Origin of the sequence: Sulfitobacter sp. 1A15258 (assembly GCF_043557045.1) — a bacterium.
GTDB lineage: Bacteria > Pseudomonadota > Alphaproteobacteria > Rhodobacterales > Rhodobacteraceae > Sulfitobacter > Sulfitobacter faviae.
Genome location: NZ_JBIFFK010000001.1, coordinates 148,195 through 172,368 on the forward strand (window position 1 = coordinate 148,195; position 24,174 = coordinate 172,368).

General features: G+C 62.7%; 20 protein-coding genes. 10 read left to right on the forward strand and 10 right to left on the reverse strand.

Going from position 1 to position 24,174, the window contains the following annotated elements; all coding sequences use genetic code 11:
• Positions 1–2 precede the first annotated feature (2 nt).
• Positions 3–3,473, forward strand: coding sequence for a transcription-repair coupling factor (mfd, locus tag ACGYK9_RS00750; protein WP_394407590.1), 3,471 nt, complete (start codon positions 3–5; stop codon positions 3,471–3,473).
• Positions 3,474–3,492: 19 nt separating this feature from the next.
• On the opposite strand, the gene ACGYK9_RS00755 is transcribed toward mfd, so the two are convergent.
• Positions 3,493–4,698: a multidrug effflux MFS transporter gene (locus tag ACGYK9_RS00755; protein WP_394408935.1), complete on the reverse strand. Its 1,206-nt coding sequence runs from the start codon at positions 4,696–4,698 to the stop codon at positions 3,493–3,495.
• 148 nt (positions 4,699–4,846) lie between these two features.
• Positions 4,847–5,491, reverse strand: a complete 645-nt coding sequence (locus ACGYK9_RS00760) for a DsbA family oxidoreductase (RefSeq protein WP_394407592.1) — start codon at positions 5,489–5,491, stop codon at positions 4,847–4,849.
• A 102-nt stretch (positions 5,492–5,593) separates the two neighbouring features.
• Here ACGYK9_RS00760 and ACGYK9_RS00765 point away from each other — a divergent pair, with 102 nt between their 5' ends.
• Complete coding sequence (locus tag ACGYK9_RS00765) at positions 5,594–6,217, forward strand: helix-turn-helix domain-containing protein (protein ID WP_394402008.1); 624 nt, start codon at positions 5,594–5,596, stop codon at positions 6,215–6,217.
• Here the strand turns inward: ACGYK9_RS00765 and ACGYK9_RS00770 are convergent.
• Positions 6,206–7,936: an extracellular solute-binding protein gene (locus ACGYK9_RS00770; protein WP_394407594.1), complete on the reverse strand. Its 1,731-nt coding sequence runs from the start codon at positions 7,934–7,936 to the stop codon at positions 6,206–6,208. The two genes, ACGYK9_RS00765 and ACGYK9_RS00770, sit on opposite strands and share 12 nt — an antisense overlap.
• A gap of 393 nt (positions 7,937–8,329) precedes the next feature.
• Here ACGYK9_RS00770 and ACGYK9_RS00775 point away from each other — a divergent pair, with 393 nt between their 5' ends.
• On the forward strand, positions 8,330–9,115 hold the full coding sequence (locus ACGYK9_RS00775) for a 3-hydroxybutyrate dehydrogenase (protein ID WP_394407596.1): 786 nt from the start codon (positions 8,330–8,332) through the stop codon (positions 9,113–9,115).
• A gap of 5 nt (positions 9,116–9,120) precedes the next feature.
• Complete coding sequence (locus ACGYK9_RS00780; RefSeq protein WP_394407598.1) at positions 9,121–10,155, forward strand: patatin-like phospholipase family protein; 1,035 nt, start codon at positions 9,121–9,123, stop codon at positions 10,153–10,155.
• On the opposite strand, the gene ACGYK9_RS00785 is transcribed toward ACGYK9_RS00780, so the two are convergent.
• The 4 genes from ACGYK9_RS00785 to ACGYK9_RS00800 all read right to left on the reverse strand — a co-directional run bounded on the left by ACGYK9_RS00785 (position 10,135) and on the right by ACGYK9_RS00800 (position 13,670).
• A complete protein-coding gene (locus ACGYK9_RS00785) occupies positions 10,135–10,887 on the reverse strand; it encodes a DUF502 domain-containing protein (protein ID WP_067262054.1) in 753 nt (250 codons plus the stop codon). The genes ACGYK9_RS00780 and ACGYK9_RS00785 overlap by 21 nt on opposite strands.
• 84 nt (positions 10,888–10,971) lie before the next feature.
• Entirely contained in the window at positions 10,972–11,904 is a 933-nt protein-coding gene (locus ACGYK9_RS00790) for a pseudouridine-5'-phosphate glycosidase (protein WP_209218844.1), read from the reverse strand.
• Positions 11,901–12,785: a PfkB family carbohydrate kinase gene (locus ACGYK9_RS00795; RefSeq protein ID WP_067262050.1), complete on the reverse strand. Its 885-nt coding sequence runs from the start codon at positions 12,783–12,785 to the stop codon at positions 11,901–11,903. The genes ACGYK9_RS00790 and ACGYK9_RS00795 overlap by 4 nt, the downstream gene beginning before the upstream one ends.
• Positions 12,786–12,827: 42 nt before the next feature.
• Entirely contained in the window at positions 12,828–13,670 is an 843-nt protein-coding gene (locus ACGYK9_RS00800) for a DUF4198 domain-containing protein (protein ID WP_394422354.1), read from the reverse strand.
• Here ACGYK9_RS00800 and ACGYK9_RS00805 point away from each other — a divergent pair.
• Positions 13,654–14,799, forward strand: coding sequence for a HupE/UreJ family protein (locus ACGYK9_RS00805; RefSeq protein ID WP_394407602.1), 1,146 nt, complete (start codon positions 13,654–13,656; stop codon positions 14,797–14,799). The genes ACGYK9_RS00800 and ACGYK9_RS00805 overlap by 17 nt on opposite strands.
• Positions 14,800–14,839: 40 nt before the next feature.
• On the opposite strand, the gene ACGYK9_RS00810 is transcribed toward ACGYK9_RS00805, so the two are convergent.
• Positions 14,840–15,463, reverse strand: coding sequence for a thiamine phosphate synthase (locus ACGYK9_RS00810; protein WP_168613092.1), 624 nt, complete (start codon positions 15,461–15,463; stop codon positions 14,840–14,842).
• A 140-nt stretch (positions 15,464–15,603) separates the two neighbouring features.
• On the opposite strand from ACGYK9_RS00810, the gene ACGYK9_RS00815 reads away from it, so the two are divergent.
• The 4 genes from ACGYK9_RS00815 to ACGYK9_RS00830 all read left to right on the forward strand — a co-directional run bounded on the left by ACGYK9_RS00815 (position 15,604) and on the right by ACGYK9_RS00830 (position 19,751).
• Positions 15,604–16,368: an RNA methyltransferase gene (locus ACGYK9_RS00815; protein ID WP_394407605.1), complete on the forward strand. Its 765-nt coding sequence runs from the start codon at positions 15,604–15,606 to the stop codon at positions 16,366–16,368.
• 254 nt (positions 16,369–16,622) lie between these two features.
• Complete coding sequence (ctaA, locus tag ACGYK9_RS00820; protein WP_271687360.1) at positions 16,623–17,768, forward strand: heme A synthase; 1,146 nt, start codon at positions 16,623–16,625, stop codon at positions 17,766–17,768.
• Positions 17,769–17,771: 3 nt separating this feature from the next.
• Positions 17,772–19,253 (forward strand): carboxypeptidase M32, encoded by a 1,482-nt coding sequence (locus tag ACGYK9_RS00825; protein ID WP_394407607.1) that lies wholly within the window; start codon positions 17,772–17,774, stop codon positions 19,251–19,253.
• Positions 19,254–19,415: 162 nt separating this feature from the next.
• Entirely contained in the window at positions 19,416–19,751 is a 336-nt protein-coding gene (locus ACGYK9_RS00830; protein WP_276154009.1) for a hypothetical protein, read from the forward strand.
• Between the two features lie 129 nt (positions 19,752–19,880).
• Here the strand turns inward: ACGYK9_RS00830 and gyrA are convergent, their stop codons facing one another.
• Complete coding sequence (gyrA, locus tag ACGYK9_RS00835) at positions 19,881–22,628, reverse strand: DNA gyrase subunit A (RefSeq protein WP_394407609.1); 2,748 nt, start codon at positions 22,626–22,628, stop codon at positions 19,881–19,883.
• Positions 22,629–22,818: 190 nt separating this feature from the next.
• On the opposite strand from gyrA, the gene ACGYK9_RS00840 reads away from it, so the two are divergent.
• Positions 22,819–23,088 carry an usg protein gene (locus ACGYK9_RS00840; RefSeq protein ID WP_394407611.1) on the forward strand — a complete coding sequence of 90 codons (270 nt, stop codon included), beginning with the start codon at positions 22,819–22,821 and terminating at the stop codon, positions 23,086–23,088.
• A 25-nt stretch (positions 23,089–23,113) separates the two neighbouring features.
• Here ACGYK9_RS00840 and ACGYK9_RS00845 read toward each other — a convergent pair whose 3' ends face one another.
• Complete coding sequence (locus tag ACGYK9_RS00845) at positions 23,114–24,061, reverse strand: radical SAM protein (protein ID WP_394407613.1); 948 nt, start codon at positions 24,059–24,061, stop codon at positions 23,114–23,116.
• Between the last annotated feature and the right edge of the window lie 113 nt (positions 24,062–24,174).

The following is a 24,174-nucleotide window of genomic DNA, read 5'->3' on the forward strand; positions in this document are numbered from 1 at the left end:
CGATGAACGATCCGCGCAATATCACCCTCTCCGGCGTTCCCGAAGGCTATGATGCCCGCGCCATCCTCGATGAAATCGCCAAGGGCGGCCAGCCGGTGGTCCATGTGGCGCGCGATGACAAACGCATGGCGGCGATGCAGGCCGCCTTGCGGTTCTACGCCCCCGACATGCCGGTCGTCACCTTCCCGGGGTGGGATTGTCTGCCCTATGACCGGGTGTCACCTAATGCCGATATCTCGGCCCGGCGGATGGCGACGCTGGCGGCGCTGGTGCATGGGATGCCCGATCAGTTCGTCCTGCTGACGACCTTGAACGCGGCCAGCCAACGCATCCCCGCCCGCGACACCCTGCGCGACGCGGCCTTTGCCGCCCGCGTCGGTAGCCGGATCGACGAAAAGGCGCTGCGCGCGTTTCTGGTGCGCATGGGCTTTGTGCAAAGCCCCACGGTGATGGAGCCGGGCGACTACGCCGTGCGCGGCGGGATCATCGACATTTACCCGCCCGGTGATCTTGGCCCGGTACGGCTTGATCTCTTCGGCGACGTGCTGGATGGTGCGCGGCGGTTTGATCCGGCGACGCAGCGGACGACCGAAAAGCTTGATCTGGTGGAACTTGCCCCGGTGAGCGAGGTCATCCTCGACGAGGCAGCGATCACCCGGTTCCGGCAGAACTACCGCATCGAATTCGGCGCCGCGGGCACCGACGATCCGCTTTACGAGGCGATCAGCGCGGGCCGCAAACATCAGGGTGCGGAGCATTGGCTCGCGTTTTTCCACGATGATCTGGAAACGCTTTTCGACTATCTGCCCAAGGCGACGGTCACTCTGGACGATCAACTGACCCCGATGCGGATTGCGCGGTGGGAAACCATCGAAGACCAGTATGAGACCCGCAAACTGGCGATGAAGACGCGCTCGAAGATGGACAGCGTGTACAAACCCGCCCCGCCGGAGGGGCTATACCTGACCGATGAGGCCTGGACCCAAGCGTTGCTTGATCACCGCGTCATCCAGTTCAACCCGCTGCCGCAGCCCACGGGGCCGGGAGTGCTGGATGCAGGCGCGCGGCTCGGGCGCAATTTCGCCCCTGAGCGTCAGCAGGAATCCGTTAGTCTTTTCGGTGCTTTGGCCGCGCATATTAAAGCAAAGCTTGAAGCTGGGCCGGTGCTGATCGCCAGCTACTCCGAAGGCGCGCGGGAGCGCCTGACCGGGCTGATCGAAGACGAAGGTCTGGCCGAGGCGATCCCGGTGATGGATGCCACCCGCATCGGCAAGCGCGGGCTGCATCTGGCGGTTTGGGCGCTGGAGCATGGGTTCGAGGCGCCGGGGATGACGGTGATCTCAGAACAGGACGTGCTGGGCGACCGGCTGATCCGTGCGCCGAAACGCAAGCGCCGGGCCGAGAACTTCCTGACCGAGGCCCAAAGCCTCAGCCCCGGCGATCTGGTGGTTCATGTCGACCACGGCATCGGGCGCTATCACGGGATGGAGGTCGTCGCCGCCGCAGGCGCCGCGCATGAGTGCCTCGTGCTGGAATACGCCGAACAGTCAAGGCTTTACCTGCCGGTGGAGAATATCGAACTGCTGTCGCGCTACGGCCATGAGGAAGGGCTTTTGGACAAGCTCGGCGGCGGCGCATGGCAATCCAAAAAGGCCAAGCTCAAAGAGCGCATTCGCGAGACGGCGGACAAGCTCATCCGCATCGCCGCCGAACGCAGCCTGCGTAAAGCGCCCGTGCTCGACCCGCCGCCGGGCATGTGGGACGCCTTCTCGGCCCGCTTCCCTTACACGGAAACCGACGACCAGCTTCGCGCCATCGGTGATGTGATCGACGATCTGACCTCCGGCAACCCGATGGACCGTCTGGTCTGCGGCGATGTGGGGTTCGGCAAGACCGAGGTGGCGATGCGCGCGGCTTTCGTCGCGGCCATGTCGGGCGTGCAGGTCGCGGTGATCGCGCCGACGACATTGCTGGCTCGGCAGCACTACAAGAGCTTCGCGGAACGCTTTCGCGGCTTCCCGATCAACGTGCGGCAACTCAGCCGTTTCGTCTCGGCCAAAGAGGCGGCGGCGACGCGTGAAGGGATGGCCGAGGGCACGGTCGATATCGTGATCGGCACCCATGCGCTGCTGGCAAAGGGGATTCGTTTCAACGACCTCGGCCTTTTGATTATTGATGAAGAACAACACTTTGGCGTCACCCATAAGGAGCGGTTGAAGGCCCTGCGCACGGATATCCATGTGCTGACCCTGACCGCCACGCCGATCCCGCGCACCCTGCAACTGTCGCTGACCGGCGTGCGCGATTTGTCGATCATCGGCACGCCGCCCGTCGACCGCCTGTCGATCCGCACCTATGTCAGCGAGTTCGACGCGGTAACCATCCGCGAGGCGCTCCTGCGCGAGCATTACCGCGGCGGGCAGAGCTTTTACGTCGTGCCGCGCGTTAGCGACCTGCGCGAGATCGAAGAGTTCCTGAAGTCGCAACTGCCGGAACTGACCTACGTCGTGGCCCATGGCCAGATGGCGCCGGGGGAGTTGGATGACCGGATGAACGCCTTCTACGATGGCAGGTTCGACATCCTGTTGGCGACGACCATCGTGGAATCCGGCCTCGACATTCCCACCGCCAACACGATGATCGTGCACCGTGCGGATATGTTCGGGCTGGCGCAGCTCTATCAGATCCGGGGCCGGGTGGGGCGTTCGAAAACGCGCGCCTATGCCTATCTCACGACCAAGCCACGCGCGAAGCTCACCGATACCGCGCAGAAACGTCTGCGGGTACTGGGCAGCCTCGACACGCTCGGCGCGGGCTTCACGCTGGCCTCCCAAGACCTCGACATTCGCGGCGCGGGCAACCTGCTGGGCGAAGAACAGTCCGGCCAGATGCGCGACGTGGGTTTCGAGCTTTATCAGTCCATGCTGGAAGAGGCGATCGCCAAGATCAAGGCGGGCGAACTTGAGGGGCTGTCGGAGGCCGACGAGCAATGGGCGCCGCAGATCAACCTTGGCGTGCCGGTGCTGATCCCCGAAGACTATGTGCCCGATCTCGACGTGCGGCTTGGCCTCTACCGCCGCCTGAGCGAGCTATCGACCAAGGTCGAACTGGAAGGCTTCGCCGCCGAGTTGATCGACCGTTTCGGCAAGCTGCCGAAGGAGGTCAACACGCTGATGCTGGTGGTGCGGATCAAGGCGATGTGCAAGCGCGCCGGGATCGCCAAGCTTGATGGCGGGCCGAAGGGGGCGACGATCCAGTTCCACAATGACAAGTTCGCCTCGCCCGAGGGGTTGGTGAAGTTCATTCAGGACCAGCGCGGGCTGGCCAAAGTGAAGGACAACAAGATCGTCGTGCGCCGGGATTGGAAGACGGATGCCGATAAGATCAAAGGCGCCTTTGCCATCGCACGCGATTTGGCCGAACATGTGATCGCCAAGGAAAAGACCGCGAAAAAGGCCAAGGCGAAGGGCTAAACCCTTCGAAAGGCGGCGGTTATTCCGCCGCCGCCGGCTGCCGGTTTTCCACCCGCCCCATGTAGAGCATCAGCGCATAGGCCGCGATTGCCATCAGCAGCATGGCCAGCGCCAGCGGCTTGGTCGTGCCGTCGAACATCAACCCCACCGGGGAGGCGATCAGCGCCGCCAATACGGTGGAAATTGCCCCCACGACCGAAGCCGCCATGCCCGCGATATGGCCCATCGGCTCCATCGCGATGGCGTTGAGGTTGCCCAATGTCAGCCCCGCTTGGAAGAACAGGCAGGTCTGGAAGAATACGAAAGCGGCAAAGCCATAAGGGTCGGGCAGGGCGCCGAGGTTGAGGAAATACATGGCGCCCGACAGCAGGATTTGCACGCCCAAGGCGATGGTCACCAGCCGCCGCATGCCGTAGCGCACGACCAGCAGCGCGTTGATCAGGCTGGCGCTGGCCGCCACCACGGCGATGCCGCCGAACCACAGTGGGAAGCTTTCGGCCCGGCCATAGACGGTGTCATAGATCGGCTGCACCAGCATCAGCATCGAAAAGAGCATCGCCATGGCAAGCGACTGCACGAGGATCGACAGGCGCACCGTGGGATGACCCACCAACTCGCGCACCGCGCCAATGATCAGCCGTGCCCGCAACGGGCGGCGGTCTTCGGGGGCGAGGGTTTCGGGCAGACGCAGGGCCATCCAGATGACCGAGATGAGCGAGAAGGCCATGAAGGCGATGAAAATCGCGCGCCAGCCCGCCGTCAGGATGATGCCCGCGCCCAGCATCGGGGCCAAGGCGGGCACCAGCGCGAAGACCATCATCACTACCGACATGATCCGCGCCATCTCGCGCCCCGCATAGAGGTCACGAATGATCGCCACGGCCACCACACGCGGGCCAGAAGCGCCAAGCCCTTGGAAGATGCGTGCCACCAGCATGACTTCGAGTGAGTTGCTCATCCAAGCGACGAAGGCCGAAAGACAATAGAGCGCCGCCCCGCCGAAGACCACGTTGCGGCGGCCGAATGCATCCGACAGCGCGCCGCTAAAGAATGTGCCCAGCCCCATGCCCAGCACGAAGGCTGTCAGGATCAGCGGGGCACGGTGGGCCATCTCGGGCGAGAGTTCCGCCGCGATCTCGGGCAGGGCGGGCAGCATCGCGTCGATGGAAAAGGCGATGGTGGCGATCATCATCGCGATAAGGCCGACGAATTCGATCCGCCTCATGGAGAATTCTGGTTTTTCGGTGGTCACGAAGGCGCACTCCGGCGATTGTCCCGAACGGCGGATCCGCTTGGGCAGGCTTCAGGGAATAACTTGTGGTTGCGGTCTCGATAGTCGAGAACGCTTAACTTGGCAATGATTGCCGCCCTGTTCAGCTCTGTTGATTGGTCAGATCGGCAATGACCTGCGCCCATAGCTCGGGCGGCTGCGCGCCGGGGACGGCATGGGTGTTGGCAACGATGAAGGTCGGCACCGAGTTCACGCCCATCTTGCGGCTATGGGCATCGCGGTCGCGGATGTCCTGCGCGTCGACATCGGATTTCAGCAGGCGGGTGACCACGGCGGCGTCCATCTCGATACTGTCGGCGATATCGGCCAGCACTTCGGCGTCACCGATATCGCGGGCATCGACGAAATAGGCTTTGAAAAGGGCAGAGACGGCGGCGGTCTGGCGGCCTTCGATCCCGGCCCAATGGATCAGACGGTGCGCGTCCAGCGTGTTAGGCGTGCGCTGCATGGCCTCGAAGTTGATATTCAGCCCGGCCTTCTCGGCATGTTCCACAACCGGTGCATAGGCGCGCACGGCGCCTTCCTTGCCGCCGAACTTACGCTCGAGATAGCTGCGCCGGTCCATGCCTTCGCGCGGCATGTCGGGGTTTAGCTGGAACGGGTGCCATTCGATGGCAAAGGGATGGTCGGGATGGTCCTGCAAAGCGCGGTCCAGATGCGCCTTGCCGATATAGCACCACGGGCAGATCGGGTCTGACATGATATCGAGTTTGATCGCTTCGGCCATGATGCGCCCCATCTATTGTTGCGCAATGGGCATAGCGGGCCAGGGCCGGTATCGCAAGCGGGCAACGTTGCAAGCGCCCCGGGGCGCGGCTATAGCAGGTCCATGACAGATACGCCGCCCCGTTCCATGATCCAGATCGCCCGCGAAAGCGGCGCGAGCGAGACCGCCCCACCGGTCGACCTTGGTGCAAGGGTGCGTGAGTTGCGCAAGGCGCGCAACTGGACGCTTGAGCAAGCGGCGCGGCAGGCAGGATTGGCGCGTTCGACCCTGAGCAAGATTGAAAACGGGCTGATGTCCCCCACCTATGACGCGCTGAAAAAGCTCGCCGTGGGACTAGAGATCACCGTGCCGCAGCTTTTCACCCCGCCCGCAGGCGAGAAGATCACGGGCCGCATGGCCGTGACCCGCGCCGAGGAAGGCGCGCCCAAGGCCACCGGCACCTATGAGCATGTCCTGCTGGCCGATGCGTTGCGCAAGAAGCAGATGCTGCCCTACCGCGCCCGCATCCGCGCCCGCCGGATGGAGGAGTTCGACGGCTGGGTGCGCCACGACGGGGAGGAGTTCCTCTATGTGCTGACCGGCATGGTGCGGCTCTTCACCGAGTTTTACGAGCCCGTCGACATGCGCCGGGGCGATAGCGCCTATTACGACGCCACCATGGGGCATAACGTCGTCTCGCTCAGCGATGAGGATGCGACGATCCTCTGGGTGACCTCACTGGTCTGACCCCTCCGCCGGTTGCCACCACCAGACCTCGGGCATGAAGTTCGGCCCATCGCCGTAAAGCGGGATCGTCTCGGGGTAGGCCATGCGCGCGTCATGGGCGATCAGCCCTTCGTCGAACTGCCAGAAAGGGATCACATAGCGCCCCGCCGTCAGGATCCGGTCAAGCGCGCGGGTCGCGGCGACGAAATCCGCCGTTTCGCGGGCCTGCAACATCCTGTCGATCATCGCATCCACCGCCGGAGAGCGCACGCCCATGAGGTTGCGTGTGCCGGGCAGATCGGCGGCCTCCGACCCCCAGTAGAAACGCTGCTCCGTACCGGGGCTGAGCGACAGGGCGCGGCGGAAGGTTGTCATGTCGAAATCATAGCTGTTCTGCCGTGCGACGAATTGCGCATCATCCACGGTTTCGATCTCGGCGGTGATGCCAAGCCGCTTGAGGGCCTGCGTGTAAAGCTCTGCAATCGCGAGGTTTTCCCGGCTGCCCTTGGACAGCAGGATGGTGAAGGTCAGCGGCGTGCCATCGCCACGGCGCATCACGCCGCCTTCGGCCTCATAACCTGCGGCATTCAGCTGCTGCATCGCGGCGCGGATGCCTGCGCGGTTGCGGGCCGAGCCATCGGCCACCGGCAGCCGATAGCCATCCACTGTGCCCGGCGGCAATGTGTCGGCGTAATCGGCCAGCAGATCGAAAACCCGCCCCGTGGCCGGACCGTCGCGCATGGCAAGGTCGGAGTTCGAGAAATAAGAGGTGATCCGGGGCAGGGTGCCGCCGGTCAACGTCTCGTTGATATACTCGAAGTTGAAGGCCGAAATCAGCGCGTCGCGCACCCGCCAATCGTCGAAAGGCGCGCGGCGGGCGTTCATGACAAAACCGGTCATGCCCGACGGTTTGCTATGCGGGAAGGTCGATTTCACCACGTCGCCGCGGGTGATCGCGGGGAAGTCGTATTGCGTGGCCCAAGTCTCGGCGTTGAATTCGCGCACGGCTGAGATTTGACCGGCCTTGAAGGCTTCGAAAAGCACATTGGCATCGCCGTAAAAGTCGATCTTTACCTCATCGTAGTTATGCGTGCCTTGGCGAAAGGGCACTTCTGCACCCCAGTAATCTGGGTTGCGCGTCAGCGTGACATGGCGGCCCGCTTGATAGTCGGTGATGGTATAGGGGCCACTGCCCAAGGGGATTTCGGACAGGGGGGCATTGGCAAAGTCCTGCCCCTCCCATTGCGCCTTGCTGAGGATGGGGCGCATCCCGGCGAGCAGGGCAAGCTCGCGGTTGTCGCTGTTGAAAGTCATGCGCAGACTGCGTGGGCCGGTCTGTTCGATGCTGTCGATCTGTTGGCGCAGCCCGTGGTAGCGCGGGTGGCCTTCGGTGCCGAGTAGATCGAAGGAAAAGATCACATCCTCGACCGTGACCGGCGTGCCATCTGAAAACCGCGCCTCCTCGCGCAGGGTGAATTCCACCCAAGAGCGGTCCTCGGGCACTTCGATCGTCTCGGCCAACAGGCCGTAAAGCGCGAAGGGTTCATCCCAGGACCGCCCCATCAAGGTCTCATGCGTAAAATGCGGCAACTGCCAAGGCGCGGTGCCCTTGCGGACGAAGGGGTTGAGGCTGTCGAATCCCCCGGTATTGGCCAGAACGATCTCACCCCCCTTGGGGGCTTCGGGGTTCACATAAGGAAGGGCGTCAAAATCGGCCGGCAAAGCAGGTTCGCCATACATGGCGATTCCATGTTGCGGGGCAGCCGATGCCGCGCCCGAGAGCAGAATCAGTGAAGAAAGGGCCGCAACGCCCCGTGCTTTCGAGAAAAATTCCCAGCTCATTTTTGAAACAATCACGTTCTGCCCTTATTTTGTTGGAGTTATTCCATACCCGCGGATTCTCGCCTTATCAAACTTTTAGCTTGGATTGTGAGCGTGAAAGGCGTATACAGAGGTCACTGCTCGATAGGTTTCTTGCCTGTATGAAACCTGCCTCAATAACTTACGCCCGCCTCGCGCGGGCGTTTTTTTTGGCCAATTTTCACCGACCCTTAAGCTCCTTCGCGCAAACCCTTTCCCTTTGGCGCGCGCGCAGTACATGATGCAGGCGCAGCATGAACAAGGAGACGCGCCATGGCTTTCACCATCGACCTGTCCGGCAAGACAGCCGTCATCACGGGATCGAACTCTGGAATCGGACTGGGCATCGCCTGGGAATTGGCGCGGGCCGGGGCCGATATCGTGTTGAACTCTTTTACCGATGACGAGGCGGATCATGCGCTGGCGCAGAAGATTGCGCAGACATGCAACGTAACGGCCCGCTACATCAAGGCTGACATGTCCAAGGGGGCGGAGTGTCGGCGTTTGATTGCCGAAGCGGGGGCCTGTGACATTCTGGTGAACAACGCTGGCATCCAGCATGTCGCGCCAATCCCTGAGTTTCCGGCCGAGAAATGGGACGCGATCATCGCGATCAACCTGTCGTCGGCCTTTCACACCACCGCCGAGGCTTTGCCGATGATGCGCAAGGCGGGGTGGGGTCGGGTGATCAACATCGCCTCGGCCCATGGTCTGACGGCATCGCCCTATAAATCCGCCTATATCGCCGCGAAACATGGGATCGTCGGCCTCAGCAAGACCACAGCGCTAGAGACGGCGAAAGACCCGATCACCTGCAACGCGATCTGCCCCGGCTATGTGCTGACCCCGATTGTTGAGAAGCAGATCCCCGACACGATGAAGGAATACGACATGAGCCGCAAAGAGGTGATCGAACAGGTCATGCTCACCCGGCAACCGTCGCGTGAATTCGCCACTGTTGAGCAGATGGGCGGCACGGCGACCTTCCTATGCTCGGATGCAGCGGCGCAGATCACCGGCACGACGATCAGTGTCGATGGCGGCTGGACGGCGTTGTAAGCGCCGTGGCGGACAAGAAACGCATTAACCTTGCCCTCCAAGGGGGCGGCGCCCATGGCGCTTTCACTTGGGGGGTGCTCGACCGGCTGTTGCAGCAGGACGATCTGGAAATCTGCGGGATCTCGGGCACCTCGGCGGGGGCGCTGAACGGGGCGGCGCTGAAATCGGGGATGATCTCGGGCGGTCGCGAGGGCGCGCGGGAGAACCTTGATTGGCTTTGGTCGCAGGTTTCTGGCATTTCGGACCTGCGGCTGTCGCATTGGCTGGCGCCTTTCGGTTTGGACAAGCTCAGTCAGGCGATGGAATATTCGCTGCCCATGGCGATCTCGGATTCGCTGACGCGGGTCGTGTCGCCCTATGCTTACGGCCCGTTCTATCGCAATCCGCTCGAAGATGTTGTGGCCCGGTTCGACTACGGTAAAGTGGGCGCGCATGAGCCGCCGTTCTTCTTCGTCTGCGCCACACGGGTCCGCAACGGCAAGATCAGGGTGTTTGAGGGGGATGAGATCGGACCTGATGCTTTGCTCGCCTCAGCCTGTCTGCCGACGATCTTTAAGGCGGTTGAGATTGACGATGCCCAGACCGGCCAGCGCGAGGCGTTTTGGGACGGGGGCTATACCGGCAACCCGGCGTTGTTTCCGCTGTTCCGCGATGATCTGCCAGAAGATATCGTGGTGGTAAACATCAACCCGCTCGACCGCGAAGACCTGCCGGTCACGCCGCAGCAAATCCAGAACCGCATTAATGAGATCAGCTTTAACTCCAGCCTCTTGCGCGAGATGCGGGCGATTGAATTCGTCCAGCGGCTGATCGCGGATGGCACCTTGCCAGAGGGTCGGATGAAGCGGGTGCACATGCATATGATCGCCGACGACGCGCTGATGGCGCAGCTATCAGTGGCGACAAAGCTGATGCCCAACCCGGCGGTGATACGTGCGCTGCATGAGGCCGGTGTCGCAGCGGCGGATCAGTTCCTTGTTGAGCACTTCGACGACCTGAACCAGCTCAGCAGCGTCGATCTACCCGCGATGTTCGGCTGAGTTTTCAGGGTCTGAAAGCGCCAGCGCCTCGGGCAGATCGGCACCGGGGCGCGGCGGATAGACCAGTCCGGCAGAGATCACCAGCTTCGCCGCGTCTTCGACGCTCATGTCGAGTTCGATCACATCCTCCCGCGGCAGGAACAGTAAGAAGCCCGAGGTTGGGTTCGGCGTGGTTGGCAGAAAGACCGAGAGCATCTCGCCGCCCGCGTTGGTGCGGGCCAAGACCTCTCCCTTCGCCTCGGTCGAGATGAAGCCAAGCGCCCAGATGCCGCGCCGAGGGTATTCGATCAGGCAGGCGGTCTCAAAGCTCCGCTCGGACTGGGCGAAGATCGTCTCGGAAATCTGTTTGATGCCGGAATAGATCGTCCGCACGACGGGGGTGCGTTCCACCAGACTTTCGGCGAAGCGGATCATCGAACGGCCAATCAGCCCTTTCGCGGCCCAGCCCACCATGACGGTGAAGATCAGAAAGATCACCACTCCAAGGCCGCGCACGTTGAACTGCATCGACGGGTCGAGGCCCAAGAAATCTTGGAGCAGCCGGTCGGGATGGTAGGCTTTGGGCACCAGCGGCAGCACGAAACCGTCGATCCAGCCGACCACGCTCCAGATCAGCCAGATGGTCAGCCCGACAGGCGCAATCACGACCAGACCGGTCAGGAAAGACGCGCGCAGCCTTGCGACAAGGCTGCGCCGAACCTGCGTTGGGTCGGGATCAAAAGGTGTGTTCATCTGCGCCGTTTTCCGAAGAGTTAATCGCAACATAGCTAAGGCGTATGCCCCGGCCCGGCAATGGCTCCGCGGTGTTTTTCGCCTTTAACGCGGCAGGTTGACGAGGTTTGCGGCGATCTTGGCCCCCAGCCGGGCATTGTTGCGCACCAGTGCGATATTGGCGGTGAGCGAACGGCCCTCGGTCAGTTCAAAGATGCGTTGCAGCAAGAAGGGGGTCACGCCCTTGCCGTGGACCCCTTGGGCATCGGCCTCGGCCTGGGCCTGCGCGATGATCGGGGCGAGTTCGGCGGCGGGGATTTCCTCTGCCGCGGGGATCGGGTTGGCCACCAACTGGCCACCGGGCAGGCCCATGGCGGCGCGGGTACGGTGGGCTTTGGCAAGGGCTGCGGCATCATCAAGGCGCAGCGGCGATTGCAGGTCCGAGCCTGCGCTCCAGAAGGCGGGGAAGCTGTCTTGGCCCACCGTGATGACCGGCACGCCTTGGGTTTCCAGCACTTCCAGCGTTTTCGGCACGTCGAGGATCGCCTTGGCGCCGGCCGCGATGACGGTGACGGGGGTTTGGGCCAGTTCCATGAGGTCGGCGGAGATGTCAAAGCTGTCTTCCGCGCCCTTATGCACGCCGCCGATGCCACCGGTGGCGAAAACTTCGATGCCCGCAAGATTGGCGGCGATCATGGTGGCGGCGACGGTGGTGGCACCTGTCCCGCCCGAGGCGATGCAGACGGCCATATCGGCGCGCGACAGTTTGGCCACATCCTTGGCCTGGGCCAGATCGCTCAACTGGTCATCGTCCAGACCGATGTGCAGCGCGCCACGGATCACGGCGATGGTGGCAGGCACGGCGCCAGCGTCGCGGATGTCCTGTTCGACCTGCCGCGCCACTTCGAGGTTTTGCGGATAGGGCATGCCATGGGTGATGATGGTGCTTTCCAAGGCCACGATCGGCGCGGCGTTCTCGCGGGCCTTGGCCACCTCGGCGCTGAAGGTCAGGGGCAGGGCGGATGTGGCGGTGGTCATATCTTGGTCTCTCCGGAAACGTAAAGGGCGGCGGCATCAAGTGCTGCCTTGAGGGCGGATTGCGCAACGGCACCGCCAAGTTCAGCGGCCACATGGGCCGCCATGAATGTATCGCCTGCACCCGTGACCCGGGCGACATGCACCTGCGGCGGGGTGAGGGTGATGATCTCGTCGCCTTGGCCCACGGTGGCGGGGTTGCCGCCGTCGGTCACCACGGCGCGGCGTGCGCCACGGGCCAGCAGGGCGCGGGCGGCGGTGGGGGAATCGTCAAAACTCGACTGGCAGAGCAGTCCGGCTTCTTCAAGGTTCACGTAAAGCGTGCCGCGCCCGGCCTTGAGGAAGGGTGTCAGCCGCAGCGCCTTGCCGGGTGAGGCGGGCGCGACGCGCAGATCGGCCTTTGCCAACAGCGGGCTTTGCGCCATGCGGGCCAGCAGTTCGACGGTCAGGTTGCCATCAAGCGCTACGGCCCCTTCATAGGGGCTGGGCAGGCTGCCATCCTCCAGCGGGCGCAAGATCTTGTCGCCCGCAGCCTCCAGCGAATGGGCATCGGCAATCGCGGCGATCAACCCGTTGGATCCTTCGACGGCCATGTAACGGTCGGTCGGCAGATCGTCCGAGCGATAGACGTGATCGGTAATCAGCCCGCGCAGGGCGCAGGCGGCGATCAACTCATCCCCTTCGGCATCGCGCCCCACGGCGGAAAGCAACGCAGGCGTCAGCCCAAAGCGCGCCAGCGCCATGCCGATGTTCAGCGCCACGCCGCCGGGCAGGCGGGTGATCCGCCCCGGCATGTCAGAGCCTTGGCGCATGGCGTTTTCAGAACGGCCGATCACGTCCCAAAGGACGGAGCCGATGCAAAGGATGTCAGCTGTCTTGGTCATGCGGCGCTTCTAGCCGCCAAATCTCCCCACGCGCAAGCGGCGTTATTGTGGCACCGCGAATGTCAGCGCCGCCCAGAGCGTTTCCCAGACCGGTTGATCGGGGTCGTAGCCCGCGCCTCTTTGCACCTCTGCCGCCGGGCGCAGCACCACCGCATCAAAGAGGTATTCATGGCCCGCCGTGACCGGAACCAGTGCTTCGCCCGCCGCATCGGTGCGGTGGAGGGAGATGGCGACGCTGTCATCCGGAGCGCGGTCGAACACTTCGATCTGCGCGTTGACGCGAGGTGCGCCTTGATAGAGGAGGGCCACCTTCATCTCACCCGCGAATTCTGCGTCATAGGGATTCGTCAGCGCCACGAACTCCGTCGCCATGCCGGTGGGCGCATCTTGTCCCGTGCCCGCTCCGAGGGCGATCAGGGTTTTAACGTGGCGGGTGTAGCTCTCGACGACCTTCTCGGTCGACCAGCCGTTCGCGCGGTGATCGCTTTCGGCCTTGGGGAAATCCTTATGCGCGGCGAACCGGAGGAACTTGTCGAAGTCCTCATAGGTGACTTTGGAGGGCGTCGTTTCGGCCAGCGCCACGACCAGCGCGTCACCCTCGGGCGCGGGGAGCGTCAGGGCAGGGCTGTCGCCCGCGCGCGGCGATAGCGGGACCTCTTTCCCGCCGATCTTGACCTCGAAACGCGTGAGCCGGTTGGGCAGATATGGGAAGGCCGCGCCGGTAAATTCCTCACCATTGCGAAAATGCGCCGCGATCTTTTCACCGCTTTCCACTTGATAGTTCACCGGCGACAGCCAGTATTCATGTGCAAAGGCAGGCACTGCCGATAAGATACTGAAAATAATAGCGGACAACTGGGATAGTTTCATGAAGCGAACTTTCATTTTGTTAAGAACCAAGCTGGCGTTGCTGTGGCTGTTGTCAAGCGCGGCGCTGCTTTCGGCGGGCGCGGGCGCACAGGCGCATGAGGTCAAACCCACGATCGCGGATCTGACCGTGGCCGACGGGCGGGCGGTGCTGGCGCTGGAGGTCAACCTCGAAGCGCTCTTGGCGGGCATCGACCTTGATACCGTCGAAGACACCGACAATGCCGAGAATGCGGGCGATTACGATGCGCTGCGCAGCCTGCCCGCCGCGCGCATCGCCGACCGCGCGCCCGAGCTTTTGCCGAAGTGGAACAGCCTGCCGCTGCTCAGCGTCGATGGCGCCGCCGTGCCGTTGGAGAGTGTGACACTCGAGGTGCCCGAAGGGGTCGACGCCGAACTGCCGCGCGACAGTCAATGGCGACTAGAGGGCGCGGTGCCGGCAGGCGCCGAAGAGGTACAGGTGACATGGCCGGATGGCGCGGGCGCGCTGGTGCTGCGCCAGCAAGGGGTGGAGGCGCCCTATACAGGCTATCTGTCGGGCGGTGAGACCAGCCCCGAAATCGCCCTTGGGGGCGGTGATGCTGAAAGCGGCTGGCAGGCTTTCGTCAGCTACATCCCGGTTGGGTTCGATCACATCCTGCCCAAAGGGTTGGATCACATTCTATTCGTCTTGGGCCTGTTCTTTCTGTCGACCCGTCTGCGGCCTTTGATCTGGCAGGTCACCGCCTTCACGCTGGCCCATACGGTCACGCTGGCGCTTGGCGCTTTGGGCTGGGTTAACGTGCCGGGGGCCATCGTCGAGCCGCTGATCGCTGCTTCGATCACCTATGTCGCGGTCGAGAATATCTTTCACTCCGCCCTGAACCGCTGGCGGCCCTTGGTGATCTTTGGCTTTGGCCTGCTGCACGGCCTTGGGTTTGCTTCGGTGCTGGGCGACTTCGGCCTGCCTGCGGGGCAATTCGTCCCGGCGCTCATCGGCTTTAACATCGGGGTGGAACTGGGCCAGCTTGCCGTGATCGCCATCGCCTTCGTATTGGTCGGCTGGGCGATGAATCGCGACTGGTATCGCCGCGCCATCGCGGTCCCCGCCTCTTGCGTCATCGCGGCGGTCGGGGCCTATTGGTTCATCGAACGGGTGTTTCTGTAAGCGAGCGGGCAGCCCTTAACCGGGCTGCCCCAAGGGCCGCTTAGCCCTGCATGGCAGCGATCAAGGTGGCGAGTTCGGCCACCGGATCGTCTTTGTCCCAAATCTCGGTCCCGATGCCGAAAAAGTCGGTCCGGGGGGCGAGGTCGCGGATCATGTTGATGTCAAGCGCGCCTTCGGCGACGACGGGTACTTCGATGACTTCGGACCACCACTGGAACAGATCGGCCTCGGCAAAGCTTCCATCGCCAAGGGCGCTGGCTTGGGTCGGGCCGAAGCTGATGTAGTCTGCCCCGGCTTCGCCTGCCGCCATCCCCTCATGCCGCGATGTGCCGCAGAAGGCACCGACGATGGCATCATCGCCCAGCTCTTTGCGGGCATGGCGCACGGTGCGGGCCGCATCGCTCAGGTGCACGCCGTCAAGGCCGAGCTTTTCGACCAGCAACAGATGATCCGAGATCACCAAGGCCACGTCGCGCGCATGGGTCACCTCGCGCAGGGCGTCACCGGCGCGGGCAAGGCGGTCTTCGTCGCGGGTCGAAAGCGCCATGCGCACACAGGCCACCGGATGGGCGTCGAGCACGGCGGCGAGTTGCGCGGGGAATTGGCTCAGCTCAACTTCGGGCGGGGTGATAAGGTAAATCTGCGGCTGTTCTGGCGCGTCCATGGTCACTGTCCTTAATCGAGTCTGGGGCCTTAATCGGGTCTGGGAGCCTGACTAGCGCAGGGCGTTGCAAAAGAAAACGGATATGCGTGCGTCGCGCTGGCTTTCTTGCGGTGCTGCGGCGCAGGGGCTATGAGGCGCGCATGATAGAGACATCCTCCTCCCCCGTTCAGCCCGCGCCGATCCCGGCCATCGTGCTCGTCCGCCCCCAGATGGGCGAGAACATCGGCGCCGCGGCGCGTGCCATGTGGAACTTCGGCCTCGATCACATGCGGGTCGTGGCCCCGCGCGACGGCTGGCCGAGCCAATCCGCCGTGGCCATGGCCTCGGGGGCGGGACGGCTGTTGGACGAGGCACAGCATTGCGCCGATCTGCCCGAAGCGCTTGGCGATTGCGATTTCACCTTCGCCACTACGGCGCGTAGCCGAGACCTGACCAAGCCGATCTACAGCCCCGAAGCCGCGATGCGGCTGGCGGCGGAGAAAATCGCGGCGGGTCAACGGGTTGCGGTGCTGTTCGGACCCGAGCGGGCAGGGCTTGAGAATGAGGATATCGCGCAGGCCAATGCCATCGTCTCGGTCCCGGTGAACCCGAAGTTCGCCTCTCTCAATCTCGCGCAATGCGTGCTGTTGATGTCTTACGAATGGATGCGGGCGCAGGGCGAGGTGACCCATGAGGTGGTCGAGATGGCGGGCACCGATTGGGCCAAGGGCGCCGAAGTTGACCATTTGGCGCGGCATTATGAGGAGCAGTTGACTGAGGCCGGGTTCTTCTTCCCCGAGCATAAGGTCGCCTCGATGAAGCTCAACCTTCGCAACATGTGGTCGCGGATGCCGCTGACGCGGGCGGATGTACAGATGTTGCATGGCATCCTGCGGCAAATGGTCCGCTGGAAGGAGAAGGGCTGAGCCGAAGCCCGGCCCGGAATCAAGCCGCAGGCGCCGGGCCATCGCCTGCCCGCCCCACGGGGAGGCGATTTTGCAAAGCAATGCAACGCCTTACGCATGTTGCACCATCGCTGAGCCATAAAGTGGCATGACGGCCCCGCCGGATCGCCACCCCCGGGCAGGCGATGGCCCTCACCTGTCTGGCGACCCCACCCCGCTAGACCTTTCTCTGCCCATGTCATACCACTCTATCCAAACGGAAAAAGAGGCGCGCCATGGCGGAGAAACGCAAACTGTTCGAAGAGGTCGGCACCGACCAACCCAGCCGTGCACCGGTGCAAACCGGCACGATCGACAAGGGCCGGGGCGGCGCGCGCGGGCCGATCCGGGTCTGGCTGATGATCCTCTTTGCGCTGGTCTTTGTCATGATCGCCGTGGGCGGGCTGACGCGGCTCACTGACTCCGGCCTCAGCATCACGGAATGGCGCCCGGTGACCGGTGCATTGCCGCCGATGAACGAGGCCGATTGGCAGTCAGAATTCGAGAAATACAAGCAGATCGACGAGTTTCAGGTTCAGAACTCTTGGATGGAACTCTCTGATTTCAAAAGCATCTACTGGTGGGAATGGGGGCATCGGCAGCTTGGCCGGGTGATCGGCCTCGTCTGGGTCTTGGGCTTTCTCTACTTCCTCCTGCGCCGGCAAATCCCTGTCGGCTGGACCAAACGGCTGCTCTTTATCGGCGCATTGGGCGGCGCGCAGGGGGCGATTGGCTGGTGGATGGTCGCCTCCGGCGTGACCAGCGGGCAGGGGGTGACGGATGTGGCCTCCTACCGTTTGGCGACGCATCTGGGGCTGGCCTTTGTCATCCTCGGTTTCATCACTTGGTATGTGCTCTTGCTGGGTCGCAGCGAACGCGATCTGATTCAGGCCCGCCGGGCCAAGGAAGCCAAGCAATTCGGCATGGCAACGGGCCTGTTGCATTTCGCCGCATTGCAGATCCTGCTGGGCGCCTTGGTCGCAGGGATTGACGCGGGGCGCTACTTTGTCGACTGGCCGCTGATGCAGGGGCAGTTCTTCCCACCGGAGGCATTCGACATCACGCCGACATGGCGGAATTTCTTTGAGAACCCGGGGTTGGTGCAATTCATGCACCGGATGGCGGGCTATCTTCTTTTCGCTTTCGGGGTTGTCGTCTGGCTGCGCGGTCGCCGCTCGGCCCATGCCCGGACGCGTTTTGCTTTCAACGCCGTGATGGCGGCGCTGTCTTTGCAAGTGGTTCTGGGCATCACCACCGTGCTCTATGCCGCGCCCGTGCATCTGGCGCTCGCGCATCAGGCGCTGGCCGTGCTGCTTTGGGTGCTGATCCTGCGCGCGCGTTTCCTTGCGGCCTATCCCGTCGCCACATCGCTGAGAGGCTGAGACATGACTGCATATGATGATTTGATGGCTTTCCAGCGCGACACCGAGGCGCTGGCGCAGGTCGCAGGCCGTTTGGGCTGGGATCAGGAAACGGTCATGCCTCGGGGCGCGGCCCCGCAGCGGGCCGAGGAGATGGCGGCGATGGAAAGCGTCCTCCACGCCCGCCGCATCGAGCCGCGCATCGCGGATTGGCTGGCCCAGATCGAGCCCGCGGCGTTGGACGCGGTCGGGCAGGCGAACCTGCGCCACATCAAACGCGATTTTGACCGCGCCACCCGCGTGCCCGCCGATTTGGCGGCGCGTATCGCCCGCGTCACCTCCGCCGCCCAAGGCACTTGGGCCGAGGCCCGCGCCGCCGATGACTTCGCGGCCTTCGCCCCCACTCTGAAAGAAGTGATCGCGCTCAAACGCGAAGAGGGGGCCGCGCTGGCCGAAGGGCGCGGGATCGGGATTTACGACGCGATGCTGGAGGATTACGAGCCCGGCACCACGGCGGCGGACCTCGAAGCCATGTTCGGCGCGCTGCGGCCAAAACTCTCCGAACTGCGCGCCGCCGTCCGCGAAGCCGAAGCGCCGCCGGTGTTGGAGGGTGTCTTTGACGAAGCGGCGCAGATGACCCTCACCGCCAAACTGGCGCGGCGCTTTGGCTATGATCTGGCCACCGGGCGCATCGACAAGGCGGTGCATCCCTTCTCCTCCGGGTCGGGGCTGGACGTGCGGATCACCACGCGAACCAATGCCCTCGACCCGTTCAATTGCTTTTATTCCACCGTGCATGAGGTTGGCCATGCGGCCTATGAGCAGGGGATCGACAGCGCCTATCTGCTGACGCCTTTGGGCCGGGGCGCGTCGATGGGGGTGCATGAAAGCCAAAGCCGCATCTACGAAAATCAAATCGGCCGCAGCCGCGCCTTCACCGGGTGGCTCTTTGGTGAGATGACGGCGGTCTATGGCGATTTCGGCGTACCGGATGCCGAGACCTTCTACCGGATCGTCAACCGCGTGTCCGATGGTTTCATTCGGACCGAGGCGGATGAGCTTCAGTACAACCTCCATGTTCTGCTGCGTTTCGATCTTGAACGGGCGCTGATGTCGGGCGACTTGCAGGTCGACGGGCTGGAAGCGTCATGGAACGATCTTTTCGAGGCTGATTTCGGTTATCCGGTCGACCGCCCGTCAAACGGCGTCTTGCAGGATGTGCACTGGTCCGTCGGACTTTTGGGCTATTTCCCGACTTACAGCCTCGGCAATGTCTATGCGGGATGCCTTCATGAGGCTTTGCGGGAGGCCGTACCCGATCTCGACGAAGCCTTGGCAAGGGGGGATACGAGTGCTGCTACCGGTTGGCTGCGTGAGAACGTGCAAAAGCATGGGGGCCTTTACGAGCCGCGTGAGGTAATCACCCGCGCTTGCGGAAAGCCGCCGACCGAGGCACCGTTGCTGACCTACCTAGAAAACAAGTTCACGGAACTGTATGGAATTTAGGCATCCGAGATGGGGAACAATTCGCCATTTTGGATGTTGCTTAAACAACGGGCATCGCTATAAATCCTAACCATAGCTTAATATTTCGCCTTTGCGCCGGATAAGATTATATGCGATGCTGCGGTGAGTTTCATTTTTGACGAGATATAGGAGTACCTAGACATGAAAATTCTTGCAACGGTGGCGGCAACTATCGCTCTTTCGGGTGCTGCTTTCGCCCAAACCACTTCTCAAGCGGCTGTTCTTGGGGCGTCTGACGATGCGGTCTATTCGCTTCAGGTTCAAGGTGCCAATGGTGTGGTCTATAACTGTAAGCCTGATCCGGTCACCGTAGACGGCAACACTGCGCGCGTTTGCGTGCCTGCCGCTGCAGATGGTGCAGGGCTCTTTGCTGCTGGTGCTGGTCTTGGTGGCGGCGCGGCGGCAGCTGGTGCTGCTCTGGTTCTGGTTGCAGTCGCGGCATCCGGTTCCTCTTCTTCGACCACTACTACCAACTAATTTCCTAACGGAAGTTTAAGATTAGAAAATCCCCCGCGCTGATGGCGCGGGGGATTTTTTGTTGTTCGATGCTGTTTTGGTAAAAAGCTCCCGCCCCAAAGCACATGCATGGGGCGGGGTGGCCGTCGATCACTCGGCGGCGCTGTCACCGTCGACTTCATCCTCTTCGTTGCCCTGGTCGGCGATCCAAGCCACGCTGACAACTTCCTCATTCTTGCCGGTGCTGAACACTTTGACACCACCTGCGCTGCGCGAGCGGAAGGAGATGCCTTCGACCGGCACGCGGATCGACTGGCCCTTGGAGGTCGCCAGCATCACCTGATCGGACATTTCCACCGGGAAGCAGGCGACGATGGGGCCGTGGGCCATGGCCTTGGTCCAAGCGGTCACGCCCATGCCGCCGCGGCCCCGCACAGGGTAGTCATGGGCCGAGGAGACCTTGCCCGCACCCTTGGCGGTGATCGTCAGGATCAGATCCTCGGCGGCGGACATTTCGGCATAGCGTTCGGTGCTCAGCTGTCCGGCTTGAACCTGCTCTTCCTCGTCATCGCTGCTGTCCTCATCGGTCAGCCCCGCCATCAGACGGCGCTGTTTGAGATAGGCGACACGCTCTTCCGAACTCGCTTCGAAGTGGCGGATCACGGACATGGAGACGAGGTTGTCGCCTTCGCCCAGACGGATGCCGCGCACGCCAACTGAGTTGCGCGAGTTGAACACCCGCACTTCGGTCGCCGGGAAGCGGATCGCACGGCCCGCGTCGGTGACCAGCATGACGTCATCGTCGTTCGAGGCGATGCGCGCGTTGATCAGCGTGGTGCCCTCATGCTCGCCTTCGAACTTCATGGCGATCTTGCCGTTGGCCTTCACATTGGTGAAATCCGACAGTTTGTTGCGCCGCACGGTCCCGGCAGAGGTGGCGAAGATCACCTGCAGGTCGTCCCATTCCTTTTCATCCCGGTCCACCGGCATGATCGCCGCGATGGAGACACCGGTGGGGATGGGCAGGATATTCACGATGGCCTTGCCCTTGGCGGTGCGCGCGCCCTGCGGCAGGCGCCATGTCTTCAGCTTGTAGACCATGCCGTCGGTCGTGAAGAAAAGAAGTTGCGTATGGGTGTTGGCGACGAAGAGGTTGGTGACGACATCCTCTTCCTTGGTCTGCATGCCCGAGACACCCTTGCCGCCGCGGCGCTGCGCGCGGAAGTCGGCCAGGGGCGTGCGCTTGATGTAGCCGCCGGAAGTCACAGTCACGACCATTTCCTCGCGGGCGATCAGGTCTTCGTCGTCCATGTCGCCCGACCAGTCGACGATCTCGGTCCGGCGCGGCACGGCGAATTGCTCGCGCACCTCGCGCAACTCGTCCGAGATGATGCCGAGGATGCGCTCGCGGGAACCCAGAATCTCGAGGTATTCCTTGATCTTGCCCGCCAGCTCTTCCAGCTCGTCGGTCACTTCCTTAACGCCGATCTGGGTGAGGCGCTGCAGGCGCAGTTCCAGAATGGCGCGGGCCTGAGCTTCGGAGAGGTTGTAGGTGCCGTCTTCGTTCGCCGTATGGGTCGGGTCGTCGATGAGCGCGATGTAGGGCAGGATGTCCTCGGCGGGCCAGCGGCGGGTCATCAGCTTCTCGCGCGCCTCGGCGGCATCGGCGGAGGAGCGGATGGTGGCGACTACTTCGTCGATATTGGTGACAGCGACCGCGAGACCGCAAAGGATATGGCTGCGCTCGCGCGCCTTGCGCAGCAAGTAGGCCGTGCGCCGCGCCACGACATCTTCGCGGAAGTCGATGAAGTAGCTGAGGAATTTGCGCAAAGTGAGCTGCTCAGGCCGGCCGCCATTCAGCGCCAGCATGTTGCAGCCAAAATATGTCTGCATCGGGGTGAAGCGGTAAAGCTGGTTCATCACCACTTCGGCGGTGGCCTCGCGTTTGAGTTCGATCACCACGCGCACGCCGTTGCGGTCGCTCTCATCCTGAACGTGGGCGATGCCCTCGATCTTCTTCTCGCGAACCTGTTCGGCGATCTTTTCGATCATCGTGGCTTTGTTGACCTGATAGGGAATCTCGTCGATGACGATGGCCCAGCGGTCTTTGCGGATTTCCTCGACCCGGGTCTTGGCGCGGATCACCACGCTGCCGCGGCCCTCAAGGTAGGCTTTGCGCGCGCCGGATCGGCCCAGCATGATGCCGCCCGTGGGAAAGTCAGGGCCGGGGACGTATTCGATGAGCTGTTCGGAGGTCAGGTCCGGATCGTCGATCAGCGCAAGGCAGGCATCCACCACCTCGCCAAGGTTATGCGGCGGGATGTTCGTCGCCATGCCGACGGCAATGCCGCCCGCACCGTTGACCAACATGTTCGGGAAGCGCGCGGGCAGAACCGTGGGTTCCTGCTGCTTGCCGTCATAGTTGTCCTGAAAATCGACGGTTTCCTTGTCGATATCGGCCAGAAGATAGGCGGTGGGCTTGTCCATCCGCACCTCGGTATAGCGCATGGCCGCCGGGTTATCGCCGTCCATCGAGCCGAAGTTGCCCTGACCGTCCAGAAGCGGCAGCGACATGGAGAAATCCTGCGCCATCCGCACCAGCGCGTCGTAAATCGCGCTGTCGCCATGCGGGTGGTACTGGCCCATCACATCGCCCACGGGACGGGCGGATTTACGGTAGGGTTTATCATGCGTGTTGCCGGTCTCATGCATCGCGTAGAGGATGCGGCGGTGCACCGGTTTCAGACCGTCGCGCAGATCGGGAATCGCGCGGCTGACGATCACGCTCATCGCGTAGTCCAGATAGGACGTACGCATCTCGTGTTCGATGGTCACCGACGGCCCGTGAAAGATGGGCTTTTCGTCTGCGTTTTCAGGGGTATCCGGCGTATCGGTCACGTATCTTGCCCACCATTTTTATGGTTCTATATCTTGGGGTTTTCTATAGCAGACGGGGCATATCAGGTGCAATGGCTGTGGCCGAAACGCACTGGCAGCACTCGGGGCGAAGTGCCAACACACTGTTTTCATTGAAAAGTAATTCTGACCGCGCAAACTTGCTCTACAGAGGCAGCAAGGGAGGCGCAACATGCCCCGCAGTGAAACCGAATTGATGCTGAAAGGTTACGGGCTGACCACGGCAGAGTTCTTCTACCACATGCCCGACTATAGCCATGTGCTGAACACCTATATCTGGCAGGATTACGACATCGCACCGGACCATCCGCGGCTGTTTGAATTCGTCGAATTCTGGCGCGCGGAACTGGACGGCCCGCTGCATTCGGTCCGCTTCACGCATCGCAAGCTAATTGGTCCCGGTGAGTGGCAGCACCAAGTGGGCGAATTCACGCTGCATTGAGCCAGCAGGCCGAAGGGCAGGGGCGTTAGGCCGAACAGCTCGCCCCGCCCAACACGCAGAACTTTGCGCAATGCGGGTGGTTCAGCGCCACGTCGCGCTCCGCCTCGGCCAATGTGGTGCCGAGTTCAAACTCAGGGTCGTAGGGCAAGAGCGTGCAGGCCAGCACGGCGGGTTTCTCGGCCCCCTTGCGTTTGACCACCATACGGGAGGAGGCGCACATCACCGCGTCAGGGGACTTGTCCAAGATGCCCCAGCAGGCGGTGGTGATTTCGGGCACCTCCACGGCCTCGTCCATCTCGGGGAAGAGAACGGTCATGGCGGGGTCTTGTGCGTCGATGTCAAAGCCGTGTTCGGCGTAGAAGGCGGCATAACCCGCGCGGCTGTCGACGTCGCTATCGGCAAAGATCGACCGCCCCGCCACGGCCATGCGAAAGCCGTTGTCGCGGAGCCATTCCATGCCAGTCAGGGTCTTGTCGAAGGCACCCTCGCCGCGTTCCGCGTCGTGCAGATCGCGGCGATAATGGTCGACGGAGATGCGGAAGGTCATCTTGCCGGGATAGGCATCGCGCAGCCGCAAAAGCCCCTTTTGCACCGATTTGCGCATCATCGGACGCATGGCGTTGGTCAGGATCAACACCTCGTATCCGCGCTCTAGCGAGGCTTCGGTGATCTCGATCATCTGAGGGTTCATGAAGGGCTCACCGCCGGTGAAGGCGATCTCGCGCACCGGCCAGCTACGCTCCTCGATCTGGTCGAGATAGTCGCGCACCTCATCCGCGGTGATATAGACCAGCGCGTCGTTCTTGGGGCTAGAGGCGATGTAGCAGTTCACGCATTCGATGTTGCACAGGGTGCCTGTGTTGAACCAAAGCGTTTCCGCCCCGCGCAGGGCCACGGTGGCGCGGGGTTCCCCCTTGGCAGTGACCGCCGGGTTCTGGAACTTGCCCTCGTTTGCTTGCGCAATATCTTTCATGATTGTTCCTTGCGTGATCCCGTGTGTTCCTGTTGTGGTAAGCTATTGCGGCGCACCCTAAAAGTCCAAGCACCGGGGCGCACAGTCTTGTGATGTAGGGAAAAATAAGTATG